This is a genomic window from Micromonospora sp. NPDC048909, from assembly GCF_040649635.1.
Lineage (GTDB): Bacteria > Actinomycetota > Actinomycetes > Mycobacteriales > Micromonosporaceae > Micromonospora.
The window spans coordinates 79,107-98,761 of record NZ_JBEZFU010000002.1; the positions used below are offsets into that span (position 1 = coordinate 79,107).

Consider the following 19,655-nt stretch of genomic DNA (forward strand, 5'->3'; position numbering starts at 1 on the left):
GAAGACGCACGCCGACGTCCGGTGGAACCGGACGGCGGCGCGGCTGGAGGTCGACCGAACTCCCTGCGCTGGCATTACCCAGATCAGGTTCGAGGGTCTGCGGGCGTGTGCCCGCACTCTCAGCGCTGTGCGCTCCCCTGTCGGATGTGAAGTTGTTCCACAGACGCTAGCACCGCGACCGGGGGCCGGGCGACGCCGGCCGGCCTGGGTAGGCTGCTGATCATGCGGATCGACGCCCGAGGATTCACGTTCGACGTCCGCGCCGGTGGACCGGAGGAGGCCCCGCCGGTACTGCTGCTGCACGGCTTCCCGCAGCACGGCGGGGAGTTCGACGACCTGACGCCGGCCCTGCATGCCGCCGGCCTGCGCACGTACGCGCCGGACCAGCGCGGCTACTCGCCCGGCGCCCGCCCGGAGACCGTCGAGGCGTACCGGTTGGCGGAGCTGGTCGCCGACGTGGTGGCGCTGCTCGGCGCGCTGGGCGTCGAGGCGGCGCACCTGGTGGGGCACGACTGGGGCGCGGTCGTCGCCTGGGCCGTGGCCGCCGCCCACCCCGGCCGGATCCGTACTCTCACCGCCGTGTCGGTGCCGCACCCCGCCGCGATGGCGTACGCGCTGGCCCACGACACGCAGCAGAAGGTCCGCTCGTCGTACATGGTGCTGTTCCGGCAGCCCGGCAAGGCGGAGAAGGTGCTGCTCGGGTTGCGGGCGGCGGCGCTGCGTCGGATGCTCGCCGGGGTCGGCGACGAGGACCGGGTGGCGGCGTACGCGGAGCCGATGCGCGCGCCCGGCGCGCTGACCGGGGCGTTGAACTGGTACCGGGCGATGTCCCGGGGTGACCTGGCCGCGGTCGGGCCGGTGACCGTGCCGACCACGTTCGTCTGGAGCGACCGGGACATCGCCATCGGCCGGACCGCCGCCGAGGCGTGCGCGCAGCACGTGTCGGGGGACTACCGCTTCGTCGAGCTGCCCGGGGTGACCCACTGGATTCCGGACGAGGCGCCGGCGGCGCTGGCCGAGGCGATCGTCGCCCGGGTGCGGGGCGTGGCCTGAGCCGCGTCCGGCGGTCAGTAGGAATGGAGGAGACATGACGTTGAGCGCCGACGCCTACCTGGCGGTGGTGACCGAGACGATGAACCGGGTCGCCGCGAGCCAGCGGGAGGCGGTGGGTCGGGCGGCGGACCTGCTCGCCGACGCGGTACGTGCCGACGGGGTGGTGCACGCCTTCGGCGCCGGGCACTCCGAGGCGCTCTCGATGGAGATCGCCGGCCGGGCCGGCGGGCTGGTGCCGACCAACAAGATCGCCCTGCGGGATCTGGTGCTGCACGGCGGCGCGCCGGCCGATCTGCTCGGGCCGACCCTGGAGCGGGATCCGTCGGTCGCGCACCGCCTCTACGAGCTGGCCCCGGTCCGACCGGCGGACGTCTTCGTGGTGGCCTCGAACTCGGGCGTGAACGGCGCGATCGTCGAGTTCGCCAGCCTGGTCAAGGAGCGCGGCCACGGGTTGGTGGCGATCACCTCGGCGCAGCACTCGGCGCAGATGACCTCCCGGCACCCGTCCGGGCGGAAGCTCGCCGACCTCGCCGACGTGGTGCTCGACAACGGCGCCCCGTACGGCGACGCGACGTTGCCGCTGCCTGACGGCGGCGCGGTCGGCGCGGTCTCCTCCATCACCGCGGCGCTGCTCGCGCAGCAGATCACGGTCGAGGTGGTGGCCCGACTGCTCGCCGCGGGGGAGCGGCCCCCGGTCTACCTCTCCGCCAACATCGCCGGGGGCGACGAGCACAACCACGTGCTGGAGGCCCGCTACGCCGGCCGGATCCGCCGCGGCTCCTGACCGCCACCGGCGGGTGTCTCGCGCGCTCCTGACCCGCGACCGGCGGGCGCATCGCGGCGCGGGCGGCGACCGCCGGCGGGTCGATCCTGAGCTGGTTTCGCGGATTGCGTGATCGGGCATTGGCGTTGCTGCCGGCGGCGGGCCCCGCCGGCAGTAGCGTCTGACCGGAGGTAACGCGTGTCGAAGGAAACCGAGAAGCAGCGCTGGCAGCGCAATTTCGCCGACCTGCTCCAGGAGCTCCGGGTCGCGCAGACCGGGGTGCAGATCCTCTTCGCGTTCCTGCTGACCCTGCCGTTCAGCAACGGCTTCACCAGGACGACCGAGTTCCAGCGGGACGTCTACGTGGTCTCGCTGCTGGCCGCGGCGGCCGCCACCGCGCTGATCATCTCGCCGGTGGCGTTCCACCGGGCGCTGTTCCGCCAGGGGCGCAAGCCGGAGCTGGTCCGCTTCGCCCACCGGATGGCCACCGGCGGGCTCGCCTTCATGCTGATCGCCATGGTCAGCGCGGTGCTGCTGATCACCGACTTCGTGCTGGACCGTCCGATCGCGTTCGTGCTCAGCGCGGTGACCGCGGTCTGGTTCCTCGTCTTCTGGGTGCTGCTGCCGTTCGCCCGTCGCAACTGGGGTGACGACGACATCGACGACGATGACGACGACCCGCGCGCGGTCACCGGCGACTGACCGGCGATCGCCGAATCTCGATCTTCACAGACCGCTACCCCTGGGTAACAACCGGGGGTAGCGTGGCATTTGTCGAGCACGTTGACGCGCCGGACCGAGGTTCGAGGGGGCAGCCGTGACCACGACGCAGAACAGCCGACCCGTGCCGGACGAGCCCGGCGCCGTCCCGGAGCGGCCCGACACCAGCGGCGGTGTCGCCGCCGCGTTGCCGGTCGAGGCGGGGCAGGTCTCCGAGAAGGAGGCGCGCCAGGTCGCCGAGGCGGCACGGCAGTCCACCTGGGACCGCCCCAGCTTCGGCAAGGAGCTCTTCCTCGGCCGGTTCCGGCTCGACCTGATCAATCCCTGGCCCCGCTCCGACCCGGCGGAGGACGCCCGGGCCGAGGAGTTCCTCGACCAGCTCCGGGCGTTCCTCGTGACCGAGGTGGACGGCGCCGCGATCGAGCGCGACGCGCACATCCCCGACGAGGTGTTCCACGGGCTGGCCCGGCTCGGCGCGTTCGGCATGAAGATCGACCGCTCGTACGGCGGGCTCGGGCTGAGCAACCTGCAGTACTGCCGGGCGTTGATGCTGGCCGGCTCGATCAGCCCGGCCATCGGCGCGCTGCTCTCGGCGCACCAGTCCATCGGCGTGCCACAGCCGCTCAAGATGTTCGGTACCGCCGAGCAGAAGCAGCTCTTCCTGCCCCGGCTGGCCGCCGGCGAGGTCTCCGCCTTCCTGCTCACCGAGCCGGACGTCGGCTCCGACCCCGCCCGACTGGCCACCACGGCCGAACCGACCGAGGACGGCACCGGCTACCGGCTCAACGGGGTGAAGCTCTGGGCCACCAACGGCACGGTGGCCACCCTGCTGGTGGTGATGGCCCGGGTGCCGGCCGCCGAGGGCCGCCGCGGCGGGATCACCGCGTTCGTCGTGGAGGGCGACGCCGAGGGCATCACCGTGGAGCGGCGTAACGCCTTCGTCGGCCTGCGCGGTCTGGAGAACAGCCTCACCCGGTTCCACGACGTCTTCGTCCCGAAGGAGAACGTCATCGGGGGCGAGGGCAAGGGTTTGAAGATCGCCCTGACCACGCTGAACACCGGCCGGCTGTCGCTGCCGGCGATGTGCGTCGGCGCCGGCAAGTGGGCGTTGAACGTGGCCCGGGAGTGGTCCGCCGACCGGGTGCAGTGGGGCCGGGCGGTCGGCGAGCACGAGGCGGTCGCCCAGAAGCTCGCCTTCATGGCCGCCACGACGTACGGCATGGAGACCATGCTGGATCTCTGCTGCCTGCTCGCCGACGACGACCGCAACGACATCCGGATCGAGGCCGCGCTGGTCAAGCTCTACGCCAGCGAGATGGCCTGGCGGATCGCCGACGACCTGATCCAGATCCGTGGCGGCCGTGGCTACGAGACGGCGGATTCGCTGGCGGCCCGGGGCGAGCGGCCGGCCGCCGTCGAGCAGCTGCTGCGCGACCTGCGGATCAACCGGATCTTCGAGGGCTCCACCGAGATCATGCATCTGCTGATCGCCCGGGAGGCGGTCGACGCGCACCTGTCGGTCGCCGGGGACATCATCGACCCGGACGCCGGCCTCGGCCGCAAGGCCAAGGCGGGTGCCCGGGCCGGCGCCTTCTACGCCAGGTGGCTGCCCACCCTCGCCGTCGGTCGTGGCCAGCGGCCCACGGCGTACGCCGAGTTCGGGCCGCTCGCCGGCCACCTGCGGCAGGTGGAGCGCGCCTCGCGCAAGCTGGCCCGGTCGACCTTCTACGCGATGTCCCGCTGGCAGGGCAAGATGGAGCGCAAGCAGGCGTTCCTGGGCCGGGTGGTGGACATCGGCGCGGAGCTGTTCGCGATGTCCGCCGTGTGCGTGCGGGCGCACGCCGAGCGGGACGTCCGGCCGGAGAACCTCGAGCTGGCCGACCTGTTCTGTCGGCAGGCCCGGGTCCGGGTCGACGCGCTCTTCACCGCGCTCTGGGAGAACACCGACTCGGTGGACGTGACGGCCGCCAAGCGCATCCTCGCCGGCCGGTACGCGGCCCTGGAGGAGGGTGTGGTCACCCCGCCGACGGACGACCCCTGGGTGGCCCCGTGGTCGCCTGGCCCGTCCACCGCGGCCGACGTCCGCCGCCGGATTCCCCCGCCGCAGTGATCGCCCGGCGGTCGGCGGCGGTGGCCGCCGGTCGCCGGGACCTGGGCGGGTGCCAGCTCAGCGGGCGATCGCCCAGGCCAGGATCGCGGCCAGGATCACCCCGTTGAGCGCGGCGAGACCCAGGTACGCCCCCGGCGGGATCTTCCGCCCCTTGCGGACGAAGTTGACCAGTACGCCGGCATAACCGAGCAGCAGGACGGCGATCACGACCAGGAAGTAGAACACCCGAAGACCTTAGCGGCCGTCCCTGAGACCCAGTTGGCGCAGCTCCAGTGCGGCGAGCGCGTCGACGGTGTCGTCGTCGCCGCGGCGCCACGCCTCGGCGACGTCGGGCCCGATCCGGGTCAGCCGACCCAGCGGCTGGGTGGCCAGTGCGCGCAGGGCGAGCAGGTCCCGGCCGGCCGGCGCGGCGGCCAGCTTCGCGGCCGACCCGGCGCGGCGCATCCAGCGCAGCCGCAGCGGGAGCCAGCCGAAGAGCACCAGCCCGAGCGGGAAGATCAGCACGGCGACGGCGAGCGCCAGGGCCAGCTGGTCGACCAGCTGCTGCTGGTCCCGGCCGGCCTCGGCGAGCGACCGGGCCGCGTCGGCCGCCCGCTCGAAGGGCGCGGTCAGCTCGTCACCCACCAAGGGCACCCGGCCGACCTTGCCGCCGGCGTCGGCCAGGTTGTCGGCGAGCCCGCCGCCGGCGCCCTCCAGCTTCTGGCCGGGCACGGCGAGCTTCTGGACCAGGTCATGCAGCCACAGCGCGCCGCGGATCGCCCCGTACACCCAGGCGACGACGAGCAGGTCGGTGAGGAGCTGACGGGCGGCGGTCGGGAAACGATCGGCGTAGATCTTCACGCCGGACAGCGTGCCACGAACGGCCGTGCCCGGCATCCGCCGCCGGCCGGGTCGACGCCGCCCGGCCGGGCCGACTTCCGGGACCTGCCGCGCCGCGCCTGCATCTGCCGCGCCGCGCCCTCGTGCTGCGCCGCGCCGTCCTGCCTCTCGCCTGCTGCGCCGCGCCCTCGTGCTGCGGCCGCGCCCTCGTGCTGCGCCGCGCCCTCCTGCGCTGCCTTTGCTCTGCTTCAGCCCAGGCAACACCCGGCGTCCGGTCTCCGGACATCAGGTGGTGCCGGGATTGAAGCAGAGCAAAGGCGGCAGCGGAGGTGTCCGACGCCGGGTCCGGCGTGCCCCGTGGCGCCTCGCCCGCCGCCGCGCCGATGGTCCCCAAGGGGGACGGCGGGCGGCGGCGGTGCGCGGTGGTCGTGGGCGGGCGGCGGCGGTCAGTGGGCCGCGGCGTCAGTGGGCCGCGGCGTCAGTGGGCGCAGGCCGGGCAGGTGCCGAAGATCTCCAGGGTGTGGCTGACGTCGGCGTAGCCGTGCTGCGCGGCCACCCGCTCCGCCCAGCTCTCCACCGTCGGCCCGGCCACCTCCACGGTCCGGCCGCAGGCCCGGCAGACCAGGTGGTGGTGGTGCCCCTCGCTGCACCGGCGGTAGAGGTGCTCACCGCCGGGCGGGCGCATCACGTCGATCTCGCCGGCGTCGGCCAGCCCCTGCAGCGTCCGGTAGACCGTGGTCAGGCCGACCCGCTCGCCACGGGCCCGGAGCATCGCGTGCAGTTCCTGCGCGCTGTGGAACCCCTCGACCTCGACGAGCAGCGCGCTGACCGCGCTGCGCTGGCGCGTGTTGCGGACGGCGGTTGCGTTCTCGCTCACGGGGCACCCCCTTCGACCGGTCGCTGTTTCATGATCCCTCGCCGGCGTGACTCACCGCATCCGCGACGATGTGCGCGACGTGCTCGTCGACCAGGGTGTAGGCGATCTCCCGTCCCCGGCGGGCGCCGCGGACCACACCGGCGCCGCGCAGCACGCGCAGGTGTTGGGAGACCAGCGGCTGGGCGGCGCCGAGCTTCTCCACCAGCTCGTGCACGCACCGTTCCCCGTGGGCGAGTTCGCTGACGATGGCCAGCCGGATCGGGGCCGACAGGGCACGTAGCAACTCGCCGGCCCCCTCGAAGCCGTCGTAGCCGGATCCGCCGCTCACCCTGTAACGGTAACCAATACCGCTGGCATCGCGGCGACCAGCATCAGCGGAGCACGACCTCGTGCGGCTCGGACGCCGGCACGGCCGCCGGCGTCGTGCGGCGGCGCAGCATCCGCCACGCCCCGGCGGCCAGCGCGACCACCAGGAACGAGGCGATCGCCATCAGCACCACCGAGGCGCCGGGGGCGGTGTCGGCGTTGGCCGCGACCCAGACGCCCGAGCCGGCGGCGAAGAGCCCGAGCGCCATCGCCGCCGTCATGGTGCTGCGGAAGCCCCGGGTGACCTGCTGCGCGGTGGCCACCGGGACCACCATCAGCGCGCTGATCAGCAGCACGCCGACCGCCCGCATGGCGATGGTCACGGTGACCGCCGTGGCGACCGCGATCAGCATGTTCAGCGTCCGCACCGGCAGGCCGGAGACCCGGGCGTACTCCTCGTCGTGGCTGACCGCGAAGAGCGCCGGGCGCAACGCGATCATGGTCACCAGGATCGCCGCGCCGAGCACCGCGATCGTGGTCAGATCGACCGGCGAGATGGTGGTGAGCGACCCGAAGAGGTACGCGTTGAGGTTGCTGCTGGTGCTGTCGGAGAGCCCGACCAGCATCACGCCGCCGGCGATGCCGCCGTAGAAGAGCAACGCCAGGGCCAGGTCGCCGGAGGTCCGTCCGCGGGAGCGGACCAGCTCGATGCCGATCGCGCCGAGGGTGGCCACGATCACCGCGACGAGCACCGGAGAGCGGTTCAGCAGCAGCCCGGCGCCGACACCGGTCAGCGCCACGTGCCCGACCCCGTCGCCGATCAGCGCCAGCCGGCGCTGCACCAGATAGATGCCGAGCGCCGGGGCGGCCAAACCGATGATCAGCGCACCGATCAGGGCGCGCTGCATGTACGGGTACTGGAAGAGTTCCATGGGTCAGATGCTCCAGAGCCGGGCGGGCTCGTCGGGACAGTGCGGGTGCACGTGGTCGTGGTCGGGCTCGGCGTGGTGGCCGGCCGGCTCCGGCACCGAGCCGTCGTGGCAGATGCCGCCCTCGTGGACGACGATCGCTCGGCTGATCACCGGCCGCAGCGGCCCCAGCTCGTGCGCCACCAGCAGCACCGTGCCGCCGTCGGCGACGAACTCGCGCAGCGCCCCGGCGAATGCCTCCTGGCTGGCCGCGTCCACCCCGGCGGTCGGCTCGTCGAGCACCAGCAGCTCGGGTCGGCCGGCCAGCGCCCGGGCGATCAGCGTGCGCTGCTGCTGCCCGCCGGAGAGGGTGGCGACGGGGTCGCCGGCCCGGTCGGCGAGCCCGACGGCGCGCAGCGCCAGGTCGACCGCCGCCCGGTCGGCGGCGCCGGGTGGGCGCAGGAACCCGCGTCGGGCGAGCCGGCCGGAGGCCACCACCTCCCGGACGGTGGCCGGTACGCCGCCACCGGCGCCGAGGCGCTGCGGGACGTACCCGACCCGCTCCCACTGCCGGAACCGGCGCAGCGGGCGGTCGAAGAGGGTGACGGACCCGCCGGTCAGCGGCACCAGGCCGAGCACGGCCCGGACCAGGGTGGACTTGCCCGAGCCGTTGGCGCCGAGGACGGCGACCACCTCGCCGGCGGTCACCCGCAGCGAGACGTCGCGGAGCACGGGGCGGCCGTCATAGCCGACCGCCCCGTGCTCGACGGTGATCACCGGTGGGTTCACGAGCAGCCCAGTGCCGTACGCAGCGTCTGGAGGTTGGTACGCATGACCGAAAGGTAGTCCGAGCCGCTGCCGTCGGCGAGCCCTTCGATCGGGTCCAGCACCGCGGTCCGCGCGCCGACCTGGCCGGCGATGGTCTCGGCCACCTTCGGGCTGACCAGCGTCTCGAAGAAGATCGTGGTGGCCTTGTGCTCCCGGGCCTCCTCGATCACCTCGGCGAGCCGCTGCGGGGAGGGCTCGACGTCCGGGCTGAGCCCGGTGATGCCGACCTGCTCGAGCCGGTAGCGCTCGGCCAGGTAGCCGAATGCGGTGTGGCTGGTCACGATCTCCCGCCGCTGGCAGGTGGTCAGCCCGGTGGCGTACTCGCCGTCCAGCTTCTCCAGGTCGGCGTGCAGGGCCCGGGCGCGGCTGGTGAAGTCGGCGGCCCGGTCGGGGTCGACCTTGCCCAGCCGCTCGGCGAGCTGGTCCGCCACCGTGGCGAGCCGGGTCGGGTCGAGCCAGAGGTGCGGGTCCTTGCCGCCGCTCTCCTCCTCGTGGCCCGGCTCCTCCGTCGCCCCGGCCCCCTCGCCCTCGTGCTCGTGGGCGCCGGCGGTGGCGTCCCGCAGCGGCTGGACCGTGGCCACGTCGAAGGCGCGGTCGGCCGCGTTCTGCTCGATCGCCTCGTCCACCGCCGGCTGGAAGCCCTTCAGGTAGACGATCAGCTCGGCCTCGCTGACCTCGCCGACCTGGCTGGGGTTGAGCTCCAGGTCGTGCGGCTCGGCGCCCGGCTTGACCAGGTTGGTGACCCGGACCGCGTCCCCGCCGATCCGCTCGGCGATGAACTGGAGGGGGTAGAAGGCGGCCACCACGTCGACCCGCTGCGGGTCGGCGCCGGCCGGGCCGTCGGTGGAGCAGGCGGCGGCTCCGCCCAGGGTGAGCAGGGCGGTGGTGGCGGCGGCCAGGACGCGCGAAGCGGTGCGGTTGTTCATGCCGCCAACTGTCCGTCGTAACGACAATGATTGTCAAAAACGCATGATTGCATGTCAGAGCAGCTTCGCCAGGGCCGCCGTCACCAGCAGGGTCAGCATCAGCAGCCGGACCACCCGGGTCTGCGGCGCCTGCACCGACCAGGTGGTCGACAGCAGCGCGACCAGGGCCGCGGCCAGCGCCAGCAGCAGCACCGCGCCGACCGGGCCGGGGGTGAAGAGGGCCACCAGCACCAGCAGGAGGGTGACCAGGAACACCGACGTCGGGTTCGCCCGGGCCAACCGGGCCAGCAGGGGGCTCTGCGTACGCTGCATCCCACAGACTCTACGAGGAGGAACCCGGTGCTGGTGACCAACCGGTTCGTGGTCGAGGTCGATGTCGCGGACGACTTCACCGAGCGGGCGCACGCCGCCCTCACCGCGCTGGCCGAACGCCCCGGATACCTGCGCGGCCAGCTGGTCCGGGCGTTGGACGACCCCCGGCACTGGTGCCTGGTCACCGAGTGGGAGTCGGTCGGGGCCTACCGTCGCGCGCTCGGCGGCTTCGAGGTCAAGGTGACCGCCGTCCCACTGCTCGCCGAGTCGGTCGACGAGCCGTCCGCGTACGAGGCGCTGGCCACCGCTGCCCCGGGCGGGGCGGTCGTGATCTCCGCCAGTGATCGGGCCGCTGGTCCTTACCGCTAAGCCGTCGGGCACTACCCTGCTCGTATGACCGCTCCCGGACCGGCAGCCCCACCGCCGTACCCCGCGCCGACCGGGTCGGAGGGCGGGCAGCCGCCCGCCACGCCGGACATCCCGGCGGGAGCCCCCGCCCCGCCGCCCGGCCCGGGTGTGTCGCCGCCCTTCGCCGCGCCACCCACCGAGGGGCGGCGGACCCGGCTCTGGCTGGGTCTCGGCGTCGGCGCGCTCGCCCTGGTGCTCTGCTGCGGCGGGGGCGGGGCGGCCGTGGTCGGCCTGGCGGTCAGCGGGGTGCAGGCGCTCCGCGAGCAGGGCCGGACGGTCTCCACCGACTACTACCAGGCGCTGGTCGACCGGAACTACGGCGAGGCGTACGGCCAGCTCTGCGACGACGCGCAACGGCGCGAGTCGCGGCCGGAGTTCGAGCGGCGGGTGGCCGCGGAGCCGCAGGTGGCCGGGTACCAGGTGGGCGAGGTGGACACCAGGAACCTGACCGTGCCGGTGGACGTGACGCTGGAGGGCGGCCAGCGCGAGCGACAGCAGGTCATCCTCGGCCAGGACCAGCAGAACGGTGGCGTGGAGGTGTGCGGGATCAACTGACCCGCCCCCGGTATTCTGCTGGGCTCGGGGCGCTGCTGGTCGTACCGTTGTCCCGAACTGTTCGTTCCGTCCCCATCACGTCCCCGCCGACCGCCAGCCGGCGTAGGAGGAAACATGCCAGCCGACCGTATCGACGCCGTTGTCAGCCTCGCCAAGCGCCGAGGCTTCGTCTTCCCCTCCAGCGAGATCTACGGAGGCACCCGGTCGGCGTGGGACTACGGTCCGCTCGGCGTGGAGCTCAAGGAGAACGTCCGCCGGCAGTGGTGGAAGACCATGGTCCAGCAGCGCGACGACGTCGTCGGCCTGGACTCCGCGGTGATCCTGGCCCGCAAGGTCTGGGAGGCCTCCGGCCACATCGCCGAGTTCGTCGACCCGCTGACCGAGTGCCAGTTCTGCCACAAGCGGTTCCGCGCCGACCACCTTGAGGAGGCGTACGCCGAGAAGCACGGCAAGCCGCTGACCTCGCTGTCCGAGCTGAACTGCCCCAACTGCGGCAACAAGGGCACCTTCACCGAGCCGAAGATGTTCAACGGCCTGATGAAGACCTACCTCGGCCCGGTGGAGAGCGACGAGGGGCTGCACTACCTGCGCCCGGAGACCGCCCAGGGCATCTTCGTCAACTACAAGAACGTCGAGACGGTGGCCCGCAAGAAGCCCCCGTTCGGCATCGCTCAGACCGGCAAGTCGTTCCGCAACGAGATCACCCCGGGCAACTTCATCTTCCGGACCCGCGAGTTCGAGCAGATGGAGATGGAGTTCTTCGTCGAGCCGGGCTCGGACGAGCAGTGGCACGAGTACTGGCTCCAGGAGCGCTGGAACTGGTACCTCGACCTCGGCCTCTCCGCCGACAACCTGCGCCTCTTCGAGCACCCGAAGGAGAAGCTGTCGCACTACTCGAAGCGGACGGTGGACATCGAGTACCGCTTCCAGTTCGGCGGCACCGAGTTCGCCGAGCTGGAGGGCATCGCCAACCGGACCGACTTCGACCTGTCCACGCACAGCAAGCACTCCGGCGTCGACCTGTCCTACTTCGACCAGGCCAAGGGCGAGCGCTGGATGCCGTACGTCATCGAGCCGGCGGCCGGCCTGACCCGGGCGGTGCTCGCCTTCCTGCTGGAGGCGTACGACGAGGACGAGGCGCCGAACACCAAGGGCGGCGTGGACAAGCGCACCGTCATGCGCTTCGACCCGCGGCTGGCCCCGGTGAAGGTGGCGGTGCTGCCGCTGTCGCGTAACGAGGCGCTCTCGCCGAAGGCCAAGGACCTGGCGGCCACCCTGCGCAAGCGCTGGGTGGTGGAGTTCGACGACTCGCAGGCGATCGGCCGCCGTTACCGGCGACAGGACGAGATCGGCACCCCGTTCTGCGTGACCGTCGACTTCGACACCCTCGACGACAACGCGGTGACGGTGCGCAACCGCGACACCATGGCGCAGGAGCGGGTCTCCCTCGACCAGGTCGAGCGTTACCTCATCGACCGGCTGCCCGGCTGCTGACCACCGGCTCCACCCGACGGCCCCGCCCTCCGGCGGGGCCGTCGGCTTTTCCGGCCAGGTCTCGGCTCGGATACTCGGGCGAGCCCGGCCAATCGGACCGCAGGTGGGGTGCCGTTGCCGGCCGGCTGTTGAGTCGTCCGTGATCTCGTGCGAGCATTCCCGGCGTTGAATCTCGTCACGGGGGTGTGCATGACGCGCGCGTCGCAACAGGACCACGACCACGACCCGAACCGGCGGCGCCTGCTGCGCCGCGCGGCGACGGTCGCCGCCACCACGGCCGGCGCCGGGGTCGCCGCAGCCGTCGGGATGCCCGCCGCGGCCCAGGCCGCCCCGGGCGACAACCTGGTCATGGGTACGGCGAACGACGCCGGCCCGGCGACCACGGGCCTCACCCACACCGACACTCCGCTGGTGCTGCGCAACGTGGCCGGAGCGCCGCTGCGGCTGGTGCCGGGCGAGAGTCTCTACCCGCAGGTGCTCGAGTCCGAGGTGGGCACGCTCGCCGTCGACGACATGGGCGACCTGTTCGTCCGGGCCGGTGCGGACAGCGGCGACAACGGCGTCAACGGCTGGGCCTGGACCAGCGAGTGGGCGACCACCTCGGTCGCCGTGCCGCCCACCCGGGTGCTGGACACCCGCGACCCGAACCTGCGGCGCACCATCGTCGCGGGTGCGGAGACCCTGGACTCCACCGGCCGGATCACGCCGGGCAAGCCGATCGTGTTGAGCCTCGACTCGTACGTCCGGGACGGCTATGCGATCAAGGGCAACGTCACCGTGGTCGGGATGACCGGCGCCGGCGTGCTCACCGTCTGGGGCGCGGGCACCAGACCGACCGCGTCGACGGTGAACTGGTCGACCGCCGGCACCATCCTCTCCAACTTCCTCTTCACCGAGCTGGGCGCGAGCGGGGTCTACCGGAGCGTCATCACGATCCAGGCGACCTCCTCGCCGACGCATGTGATCGTCGACATGACCAGCCTGCTGGTCGGCCACCCGAGCCAGGTCCTGCTCGGCGGTGGCGCGTAGCCGCCGGGACGGCCGGCGCTCACCCGCCGCCGTCCGGCCCGCCCGCCGTAGACCGTCAACCCACCCAACGGGGGAATGAGATGAGTTCGTCCGAACCCGACCGCTCCGCGTCGCGGCGCAGCCTGCTGCGCAAGGCCGCCGTCACCGGCGGCGCCGCGGTCGCCGCCACCGCGGTGACCGCGGTCAACGCCACGCCGGCCGTCGCCGCCCCCGGCGACCCGGTGGCGCTGGGCCTGCCCAACTCCGGTGGCACCACCACCGTGACCAGCACCGCGCAGGGCGGCGCCGCCACCCTGGCGGTGAAGAACAGCACCGGTGCGACCGTGGAGCTGAAGCGCGGCACGTCCACGACGCCGACCCTGCCCGGCTCCCTCTGGTCGACCAGGAACGGCCTCGGAGTCTCCGGCGCGACCGGCTCCTCCGGCACGCTCGGCCGCTACGACGTGCTGACCACCGCCAACGCCACCATGCTGGTCCCGATCCCGCCGACCCGGATCCTGGACACCCGCAGCGCGGCCGGCCGGGCCCGGCTGCTGGAGGGCGCCGGTCGGGTGGACGCCCAGGGCCGGGTCGTCGCCGAATCCTTCCTGGTGGTGCACCTGGCGGGCATCGCGGAGTACGCCGACGGCATGCTCGGCAACATCACCGTGGCCAACACCGAGAAGGGCGGCTTCGCCACCGTCTTCGGTCGGGGCGACCTGCCGAACGCTTCCACCATCAACTGGTGGAGCGCCGGGCAGCTGCTCTCCAACGGCGTGATCACCCAGCTCGGCGACTACCAGACGGCGAACGGCGACTACTACCCCGACGTCGTGGCCATCTACGTGCAGAAGAGCGCCACCGCGGTGATCCTCGACGTGACCGGCCTGCTGGTGTGGCACCCGGACTCCGCCGTGATCAACGGCACCCGGAGCACGGCCCGGATGTCGCTCGCCGCGGAGTCGGGCAGCACCGAGGTGCGGGCCCGGGAAATCAAGGCCAACGCCGAGCGGGACGGCCGGGAGGTGCGGGCCGGTGCGTGACCACGGAACCGAGGAGAGCAGCATGACCGCCGAGGAGACCGCCGCGCCGACCCGGCGCCGGATCATCAAGGCCGGCGTGGTCGCCGGCGCCGGTGTGGGCGCGGCCGTGGTGGTCGCCAGCCCGGCCAGCGCCGCACCCGGCGACCCGGTGCTGATCGGGCAGACGAACGACGCGGGCGCCACCGAGACCGTGCTGACCGGCGGCTCGTCGGCCAACCCGGCGCTGGCGCTGAACGCCACCGGCGGCCGGCCGCCGCTGGTGCTCGCCCCGACGCCCGACGCGGGCATCCCGCAGGAGCTGCCCACCGGGTCGCTGGCGGTCACCCCCGTCGGTGACCTGGTGATCGGCGGTCGGGGCAACACCAAGGCGTACGTGAACACCTCCCGCTGGGCCAACCGGACGGTGGCCGTGGCGCCGCGGCGGATCCTGGACACCCGGTCGATCGGCAGCTACACCGCCAACGTGCTCACCGGTGCCGCCAACGTCACCTCGGGCAAGCTCGGCGCCGGCAAGGTCATCCACCTGACGGTGAAGAACGTGCCGCCGGCGCTCGCCGAGAAGGCGACCGCGGCCTACCTGAACATCACCGTGGCGGGCACCGTCGCCGCCGGGGTGCTGACCGCGTACAGCTCGTCGATCAGCAAGCCGGTCAGCTCCTCGCTGAACTGGTGGGGGCCGAACCAGATCCTCTCCAACCTGGTCGAGGTGCAGCTCGGCAGCTACAACGGCAACGGGCTGGCCTTCGCCCTGCACGTGAGCAGCGCCACGTCGGTGATCGTGGACGTCTCCGGCCTGATCCTCTCGGCACCGGCCACCTTCTGACCGGGCCGGCCGGCTTCTGACCGGTACGCCGGTCGCCGTCGCGGTGCGAGTTCGCTCACCCCGACGGCGGCGACCGGCCACCGGGCGGTGGCCCGACGCGGCCGGCGTGGGATTCTTGGGTACGTGACCAGTCCCGCCGCTCCCGCGCTCCGCCCGCTCACCCTCGGGCGGTACCAGGTGTGGCCGCCGGTGGTGCTCGCCCCGATGGCCGGCATCACCAACGTCGGCTTCCGACAGCTCTGCCGGGAGCAGGGCGGCGGCATCTACGTCTGCGAGATGATCACCACCGTCGCGCTGGTCGAGCGGAACCCGAAGACGCTGCGGATGATCGCCTTCGGCGAGCAGGAGCAGCCGCGCAGCCTCCAGCTCTACGGCACCAACCCGGAGACCACCGCCGCCGCGGTTCGGATCGTGGTGGAGCGGAACCTCGCCGACCACATCGACCTGAACTTCGGCTGCCCGGTGCCCAAGGTGACCCGCAGGGGCGGCGGCGCGGCCCTGCCGTGGCGGCGTCGGCTCTTCGCCCGGCTGGTGAAGGCCGCGGTGGACGCCGCGTCGCCGGCCGGGGTGCCGGTCACGGTCAAGATGCGCAAGGGCATCGACGACGACCACCTGACGTACGTCGAGGCGGGGCTCGCCGCGCAGGACGCCGGGGTGGCCGCGGTGGCCCTGCACGGCCGGACCGCCGCCCAGCGCTACTCGGGCACCGCCGACTGGGACGCCATCGCCACCCTCAAGCAGGCGCTCGACGTGCCGGTGCTGGGCAACGGCGACATCTGGGAGGCCGACGACGCGCTGCGGATGGTCGCGCACACCGGCGTGGACGGGGTGGTGGTCGGCCGTGGCTGCCTCGGTCGGCCGTGGCTCTTCGCCGACCTGGAGGCCGCGTTCAACGGGCGCCCGGAGCGCCGGCTACCCGATCTCGGCGAGGTCGCCGCGACCATGCGCCGGCACGCCGAGCTGCTGGTGGAGCAGTTCACCGTCGGGTCGCGGACTCCGGAGCGGGGCGAGCGTGACGGCTGCACCGACTTCCGTAAGCACGTGGCCTGGTATCTGAAGGGCTTCCCGGTCGGCGGCGAGCTGCGCCGGGAGCTGGCGATGATCGAGAGCCTGACCCAGCTGGACGACCTGCTCGGCAAGCTCGACCCGACCGAGCCGTTCCCGGTCGCCGCCCTGGGCCAGCCGCGCGGCCGGACCAACTCGCCCGGCAAGGTCTTCCTGCCCGAGGGTTGGCTGGCCAGCCGGGACGACGACACCGTCCCCGAGGGCGCCGAGATGGCCGACTCCGGCGGGTGACCGACGGCCCGGGTTCGAGGTGACGGAGAGACGACGAAGGGCCGGCCCCCGGTGGGGGCCGGCCCTTCGGTCGGTTGGTTGCTCCGGCTCAGTTGGCGGAGTAGCCGCGGGTGGCGATCCAGTCGGCGAGGTTGTCCACGCTCATCCGGTAGGAGGCCATGTTCGGATCGGCCGAGTCGGCGATCGTCACGACCTTGCCGCCGTCGCGGTAGCCGATGACGCTGATGTAGTGCCCGCCCTCGAAGGAGTGGGTGTTGCCATCAGTGTCGGTGGCGGTGCCGGCGATGTTGGCGACCACCGCGCGACCGTCGTCGACGGTGCGGACGACGTCAGCCTGCAGCTTGTCGGTCTGCTTGTCGTCGGCCTTCGGGGTGCTGATCTCGACGCTCCGGTACACGTCCTTACCGGTCTCCTTGTTCAGCACCGGGGTGATGTCGTTGATGGAGTTGGTGCCGGCCTCGGTGGTGCCCATCTCCTTGGCCATGGCGTCGACGTTGATGTCCTTGCCCTGGACCGAGAGAGCGTTACGGGCGGCGGCCGGACCGCAGTAGAAGAAGTTCGGCTGGGCCTCGTAGCGCACACCCAGCTCCCGCTCACCGTGCTTGCGGTCGCCCTGCGACGCCGAGGTGTTGGGCTTGTCGGTGCTCGGAGCGGCGAACGCGGTGGTCACCGGCCCGGCGATGGCGCCGCCGGTGAAGGCGAGCCCGGCAGCGGTCAGAGCGGTCTTACGGATCAGATCGGTACGCATGATGTGTGCCTCTCTGTTCGGGGGTGCACGACACGCGCCAGGTCAGGGGGCACGTGCCGGTATGCACAAAGGGGGTTCGTACGGGAGGCGTCCGGCGATCGTGATCGACCTTCTCGGTGCGCGTCCCGGGATGGTGTAACCGTGCGGGCCGGTCAGCCATTCCGGCGGGGGCCCGGGTCTTGCGGGGTACCGGGTCTTGCGGGGTACCGGGTTGTCAACCGAACCCAGCGACCGGCCATTCCCGGCGGCCGTCGGGCCCGCGGTACCGGGTGGTCAACCGACCCGAGGGCCCGGTCATTCCCGGCGGCCGGGGGGTTGGACCCGGTGCCGGCGGCGAGGCCGCGCGGCACGCCATGTTCAACGACCCGGGCCGGGCCATGATTCCGCCGCCCGGGTGGCCCCGACCACGCGACACGGATGGCCAAACGCGGACACCACGCCCAGCCCGGCAGCCCGCGAACCGGACAGCCAGCTCAGTCGGGACCGACCCGACGACCGGGCCGGCCAGCCCGACTTCGGGGTGATCCACTCCAGGGTCGCCGGAAGTGGGGTATCCCGGTCGCCCGGATACCGCCAGGTCGGCGAGCTGGAGTCGATCACCCCGGCCGTTCACGCCGTCGGGCGGCCGTCAGAGGTGATCGGCTGCGACCTCCGAGGCGGGCTGGGCTGGATTGCGCGGGTTGCCCGCCGAGGCGGGTTGGGCCGGGATGAGCGGGGTGTCCGCCGGCGCCGGGGTGACCGGTTCCGCCGGCCAGGGGACCTCGGGCGCCGGGTGGAAAGTGATGCCGGCGCCGGCCCAGCGCGGGCCGTGCCCGGCCAGCCGCTCCCGGAAGCCGGCCCAGTCGTGACTGTCCCGCGATGACCAGCCCAGCTCGGCGACGGCGGGCAGCCGGGGCAGGAGCAGAAGTTCGATGTCGGCCAGCGTGGTCACCGACTCGGTCCAGAGCGGGGCCTCCACGCCCAGCACGGCCTCGGCCGGCACGCCCGTCACGTGCGTGCCCGGATCCCACTCGTACGCCCGGCGCACGTCGATCAGCCCGGCCCAGTCGTGCCCGATCGGGGTGTCCGGGGCGTACTTCATGTCCAGGTAGGCGTGGTTGCCGGGGGAGAGGATCAGCCGCGCGCCGCGGCCCACCGCCTCGACCGTGGCCGGATCCTCGCCGTTCGTGCCCCACCACTGGAGCACCCGGCCGTCGGTGTGCGCGGCGGGCGCGATCTGGTGCCAGCCGACCACGGTCTTCCCGGTGTCGGCCACGATGCGCTGCACCCGCTCGACGAAGCCGGTGTAGGCCGCCCCCTTCACCTTGAAGGCCTCGTCGCCGCCGATGTGCAGCAACGGGCCGGGGGTCAGTGCGGCCAGTTCGCCGAGCACGTCGGCGACGAAGTCGTACGTCCGCTCGTTGGCCGGGTCGACGTAGCTGAAGCCGACCTCGGTGCCGGTGTACGGCGGGGGCGCGATCCCGTCCGGCGCCAGCTCGGGATAGGCGACCAGCGCCGCGTTGGTGTGCCCGGGCAGGTCGATCTCCGGCACCACGGTGACGTGCCGCTCGGCGGCGTACGCGACGATCCGCCGGTAGTCGGCCCGGCTGTAGTGCCCGCCCGGGCTGTCGCCGACCGCACCGACCCCGCCGACGGTGGCGAGCCGGGGCCAGGAGTCGACGGCGATCCGCCAACCCTGGTCGTCGGTGAGGTGCAGGTGCAGGTGGTTGAGCTTGTACCGGGCCAGGTGGTCGATCACCCGGAGCACGTCGGGGACGGCGAAGAAATGCCGGGCCACGTCGAGCATCGCGCCCCGGTAGGCGAACCGGGGCCGGTCGACGATCGACCCGCCGGCCAGCGCCCAACGCTCGACCGCCGGGGTGCGGCTCTCGATCGCCGGTGGCAGCAGCTGGCGCAGGGTCTGCACGCCGTAGAAGAGCCCGGCCGGAGTGGCCGCGGCGATCCGTACCCCGTCGCGGGTCACGTCGAGCCGGTAGCCCTCGGCGCCGAGCGCCTCGTCCCCGGTCAGCGCCAGCGCGATCCCGCCGGTCGACTCGGGCCGGGCCGTGTCGGTGACCGGCAGTGGAAAGCCGGTGGCCGGCCGGAGCAACTCGGCGAGCTGCTCGGCGACGGCGAGCGCGGCCGGGTCGGCGCTGACCCGGATCACCGCGTCGGCGGTGAGCGCGAAGTCGGCGGCGGGGTCCGGCCTGACCTGCTGCGGGGCAGGTACCACGTCGCCCAGCCCGATCGGGGCGGGCGGGGCCAGCAGCTCCGCGGCGGACCGGCTCGCCTGCCGGGCCAGTTCGGCTGCCGCCGCACCGGTCGCCGTCCTGGGCAGCGGTACGGGGGAGCCGGCCGGCCCGGTGGCGCGGTCGGTCGGCGGGTCGAGCGGCTCCGGGGCGGTGCTGGGCAGGGACACGGCGGCGACTCCGGGGTGTATTCGCGGCTGTTATGGCAAAGGTGAGGTTCACCGAAACGCGTGCCGTCAAGGGTACGGCGGACGGCCGGACTGCGTGATCCTGCGCGTGGAAGCGTTCCCAAAAACCGGTACGAACACGGATAGTCGTGATAGCTGTGCCTATTGTCACCGAACGGTCCCAGGTCACCCGATGTTCGCTTAACCTTCGCCCACCGATCGGCGTCGACCACCGGATTACCGGTGGTGCGGCTCGGGGTATG

Annotated in this window: 21 protein-coding genes and 1 riboswitch; of the genes, 11 read left to right on the plus strand and 10 right to left on the minus strand. The window is 72.9% G+C overall.

The genetic code is table 11. The features are described 5' to 3' along the window. Positions 1–42 precede the first annotated feature (42 nt). Positions 43–149: riboswitch (TPP riboswitch) on the minus strand. A gap of 73 nt (positions 150–222) precedes the next feature. The 4 genes from AB0C04_RS06580 to AB0C04_RS06595 all read left to right on the plus strand — a co-directional run bounded on the left by AB0C04_RS06580 (position 223) and on the right by AB0C04_RS06595 (position 4,646). Then, a complete protein-coding gene (locus AB0C04_RS06580; RefSeq protein WP_357049363.1) occupies positions 223–1,053 on the plus strand; it encodes an alpha/beta hydrolase in 831 nt (276 codons plus the stop codon). 34 nt (positions 1,054–1,087) lie between these two features. After that, the gene (locus tag AB0C04_RS06585; RefSeq protein WP_357049366.1) at positions 1,088–1,837 is read left to right on the plus strand and encodes an SIS domain-containing protein; all 750 of its coding nucleotides are present in this window, start codon (positions 1,088–1,090) and stop codon (positions 1,835–1,837) included. Between the two features lie 177 nt (positions 1,838–2,014). Further along, complete coding sequence (locus AB0C04_RS06590; protein WP_357049369.1) at positions 2,015–2,518, plus strand: DUF6328 family protein; 504 nt, start codon at positions 2,015–2,017, stop codon at positions 2,516–2,518. 205 nt (positions 2,519–2,723) lie between these two features. Beyond that, positions 2,724–4,646: an acyl-CoA dehydrogenase family protein gene (locus AB0C04_RS06595; protein ID WP_357050716.1), complete on the plus strand. Its 1,923-nt coding sequence runs from the start codon at positions 2,724–2,726 to the stop codon at positions 4,644–4,646. A 57-nt stretch (positions 4,647–4,703) separates the two neighbouring features. On the opposite strand, the gene AB0C04_RS06600 is transcribed toward AB0C04_RS06595, so the two are convergent. The 8 genes from AB0C04_RS06600 to AB0C04_RS06635 form a co-directional block, all read right to left on the minus strand. Continuing rightward, positions 4,704–4,871 (minus strand): hypothetical protein, encoded by a 168-nt coding sequence (locus AB0C04_RS06600; protein WP_350874028.1) that lies wholly within the window; start codon positions 4,869–4,871, stop codon positions 4,704–4,706. A 9-nt stretch (positions 4,872–4,880) separates the two neighbouring features. Further along, positions 4,881–5,486, minus strand: a complete 606-nt coding sequence (locus AB0C04_RS06605; RefSeq protein WP_357049373.1) for a hypothetical protein — start codon at positions 5,484–5,486, stop codon at positions 4,881–4,883. 457 nt (positions 5,487–5,943) lie between these two features. Further along, positions 5,944–6,342 (minus strand): Fur family transcriptional regulator, encoded by a 399-nt coding sequence (locus AB0C04_RS06610; protein ID WP_357049376.1) that lies wholly within the window; start codon positions 6,340–6,342, stop codon positions 5,944–5,946. 28 nt (positions 6,343–6,370) lie between these two features. After that, positions 6,371–6,670 (minus strand): metalloregulator ArsR/SmtB family transcription factor, encoded by a 300-nt coding sequence (locus AB0C04_RS06615; protein ID WP_350874031.1) that lies wholly within the window; start codon positions 6,668–6,670, stop codon positions 6,371–6,373. Positions 6,671–6,713: 43 nt separating this feature from the next. After that, positions 6,714–7,580 carry a metal ABC transporter permease gene (locus tag AB0C04_RS06620; RefSeq protein ID WP_357049380.1) on the minus strand — a complete coding sequence of 289 codons (867 nt, stop codon included), beginning with the start codon at positions 7,578–7,580 and terminating at the stop codon, positions 6,714–6,716. A 3-nt stretch (positions 7,581–7,583) separates the two neighbouring features. Then, the gene (locus tag AB0C04_RS06625; RefSeq protein ID WP_357049383.1) at positions 7,584–8,345 is read right to left on the minus strand and encodes a metal ABC transporter ATP-binding protein; all 762 of its coding nucleotides are present in this window, start codon (positions 8,343–8,345) and stop codon (positions 7,584–7,586) included. Further along, the gene (locus AB0C04_RS06630) at positions 8,342–9,310 is read right to left on the minus strand and encodes a metal ABC transporter substrate-binding protein (RefSeq protein WP_357049386.1); all 969 of its coding nucleotides are present in this window, start codon (positions 9,308–9,310) and stop codon (positions 8,342–8,344) included. The genes AB0C04_RS06625 and AB0C04_RS06630 overlap by 4 nt, the downstream gene beginning before the upstream one ends. Before the next feature lie 54 nt (positions 9,311–9,364). Then, the gene (locus AB0C04_RS06635) at positions 9,365–9,622 is read right to left on the minus strand and encodes a DUF6703 family protein (protein ID WP_350874035.1); all 258 of its coding nucleotides are present in this window, start codon (positions 9,620–9,622) and stop codon (positions 9,365–9,367) included. Between the two features lie 27 nt (positions 9,623–9,649). Between AB0C04_RS06635 and AB0C04_RS06640 the strand changes: the two genes are divergently transcribed. The 7 genes from AB0C04_RS06640 (at position 9,650) to dusB (ending at position 16,249) form a co-directional block, all read left to right on the plus strand. Then, positions 9,650–9,991 (plus strand): antibiotic biosynthesis monooxygenase family protein, encoded by a 342-nt coding sequence (locus tag AB0C04_RS06640; RefSeq protein WP_357049389.1) that lies wholly within the window; start codon positions 9,650–9,652, stop codon positions 9,989–9,991. Between the two features lie 24 nt (positions 9,992–10,015). After that, the gene (locus AB0C04_RS06645) at positions 10,016–10,585 is read left to right on the plus strand and encodes a hypothetical protein (RefSeq protein WP_357049392.1); all 570 of its coding nucleotides are present in this window, start codon (positions 10,016–10,018) and stop codon (positions 10,583–10,585) included. Positions 10,586–10,699: 114 nt separating this feature from the next. Then, the gene (locus AB0C04_RS06650; RefSeq protein ID WP_357049395.1) at positions 10,700–12,079 is read left to right on the plus strand and encodes a glycine--tRNA ligase; all 1,380 of its coding nucleotides are present in this window, start codon (positions 10,700–10,702) and stop codon (positions 12,077–12,079) included. Between the two features lie 189 nt (positions 12,080–12,268). After that, positions 12,269–13,108: a hypothetical protein gene (locus tag AB0C04_RS06655; protein WP_357049398.1), complete on the plus strand. Its 840-nt coding sequence runs from the start codon at positions 12,269–12,271 to the stop codon at positions 13,106–13,108. Positions 13,109–13,188: 80 nt separating this feature from the next. After that, positions 13,189–14,130 (plus strand): hypothetical protein, encoded by a 942-nt coding sequence (locus AB0C04_RS06660; protein ID WP_357049401.1) that lies wholly within the window; start codon positions 13,189–13,191, stop codon positions 14,128–14,130. Next, the gene (locus AB0C04_RS06665; protein WP_357049404.1) at positions 14,123–14,953 is read left to right on the plus strand and encodes a hypothetical protein; all 831 of its coding nucleotides are present in this window, start codon (positions 14,123–14,125) and stop codon (positions 14,951–14,953) included. Before AB0C04_RS06660 ends, AB0C04_RS06665 begins: the two co-directional genes overlap by 8 nt. 123 nt (positions 14,954–15,076) lie before the next feature. Next, positions 15,077–16,249, plus strand: coding sequence for a tRNA dihydrouridine synthase DusB (dusB, locus tag AB0C04_RS06670; RefSeq protein ID WP_357049407.1), 1,173 nt, complete (start codon positions 15,077–15,079; stop codon positions 16,247–16,249). An 88-nt stretch (positions 16,250–16,337) separates the two neighbouring features. On the opposite strand, the gene AB0C04_RS06675 is transcribed toward dusB, so the two are convergent. Both AB0C04_RS06675 and AB0C04_RS06680 read right to left on the minus strand, forming a co-directional pair. After that, entirely contained in the window at positions 16,338–16,997 is a 660-nt protein-coding gene (locus tag AB0C04_RS06675) for a C39 family peptidase (protein ID WP_357049410.1), read from the minus strand. A 628-nt stretch (positions 16,998–17,625) separates the two neighbouring features. After that, a complete protein-coding gene (locus tag AB0C04_RS06680; RefSeq protein ID WP_357050719.1) occupies positions 17,626–19,314 on the minus strand; it encodes a beta-N-acetylhexosaminidase in 1,689 nt (562 codons plus the stop codon). Positions 19,315–19,655: the final 341 nt, after the last annotated feature.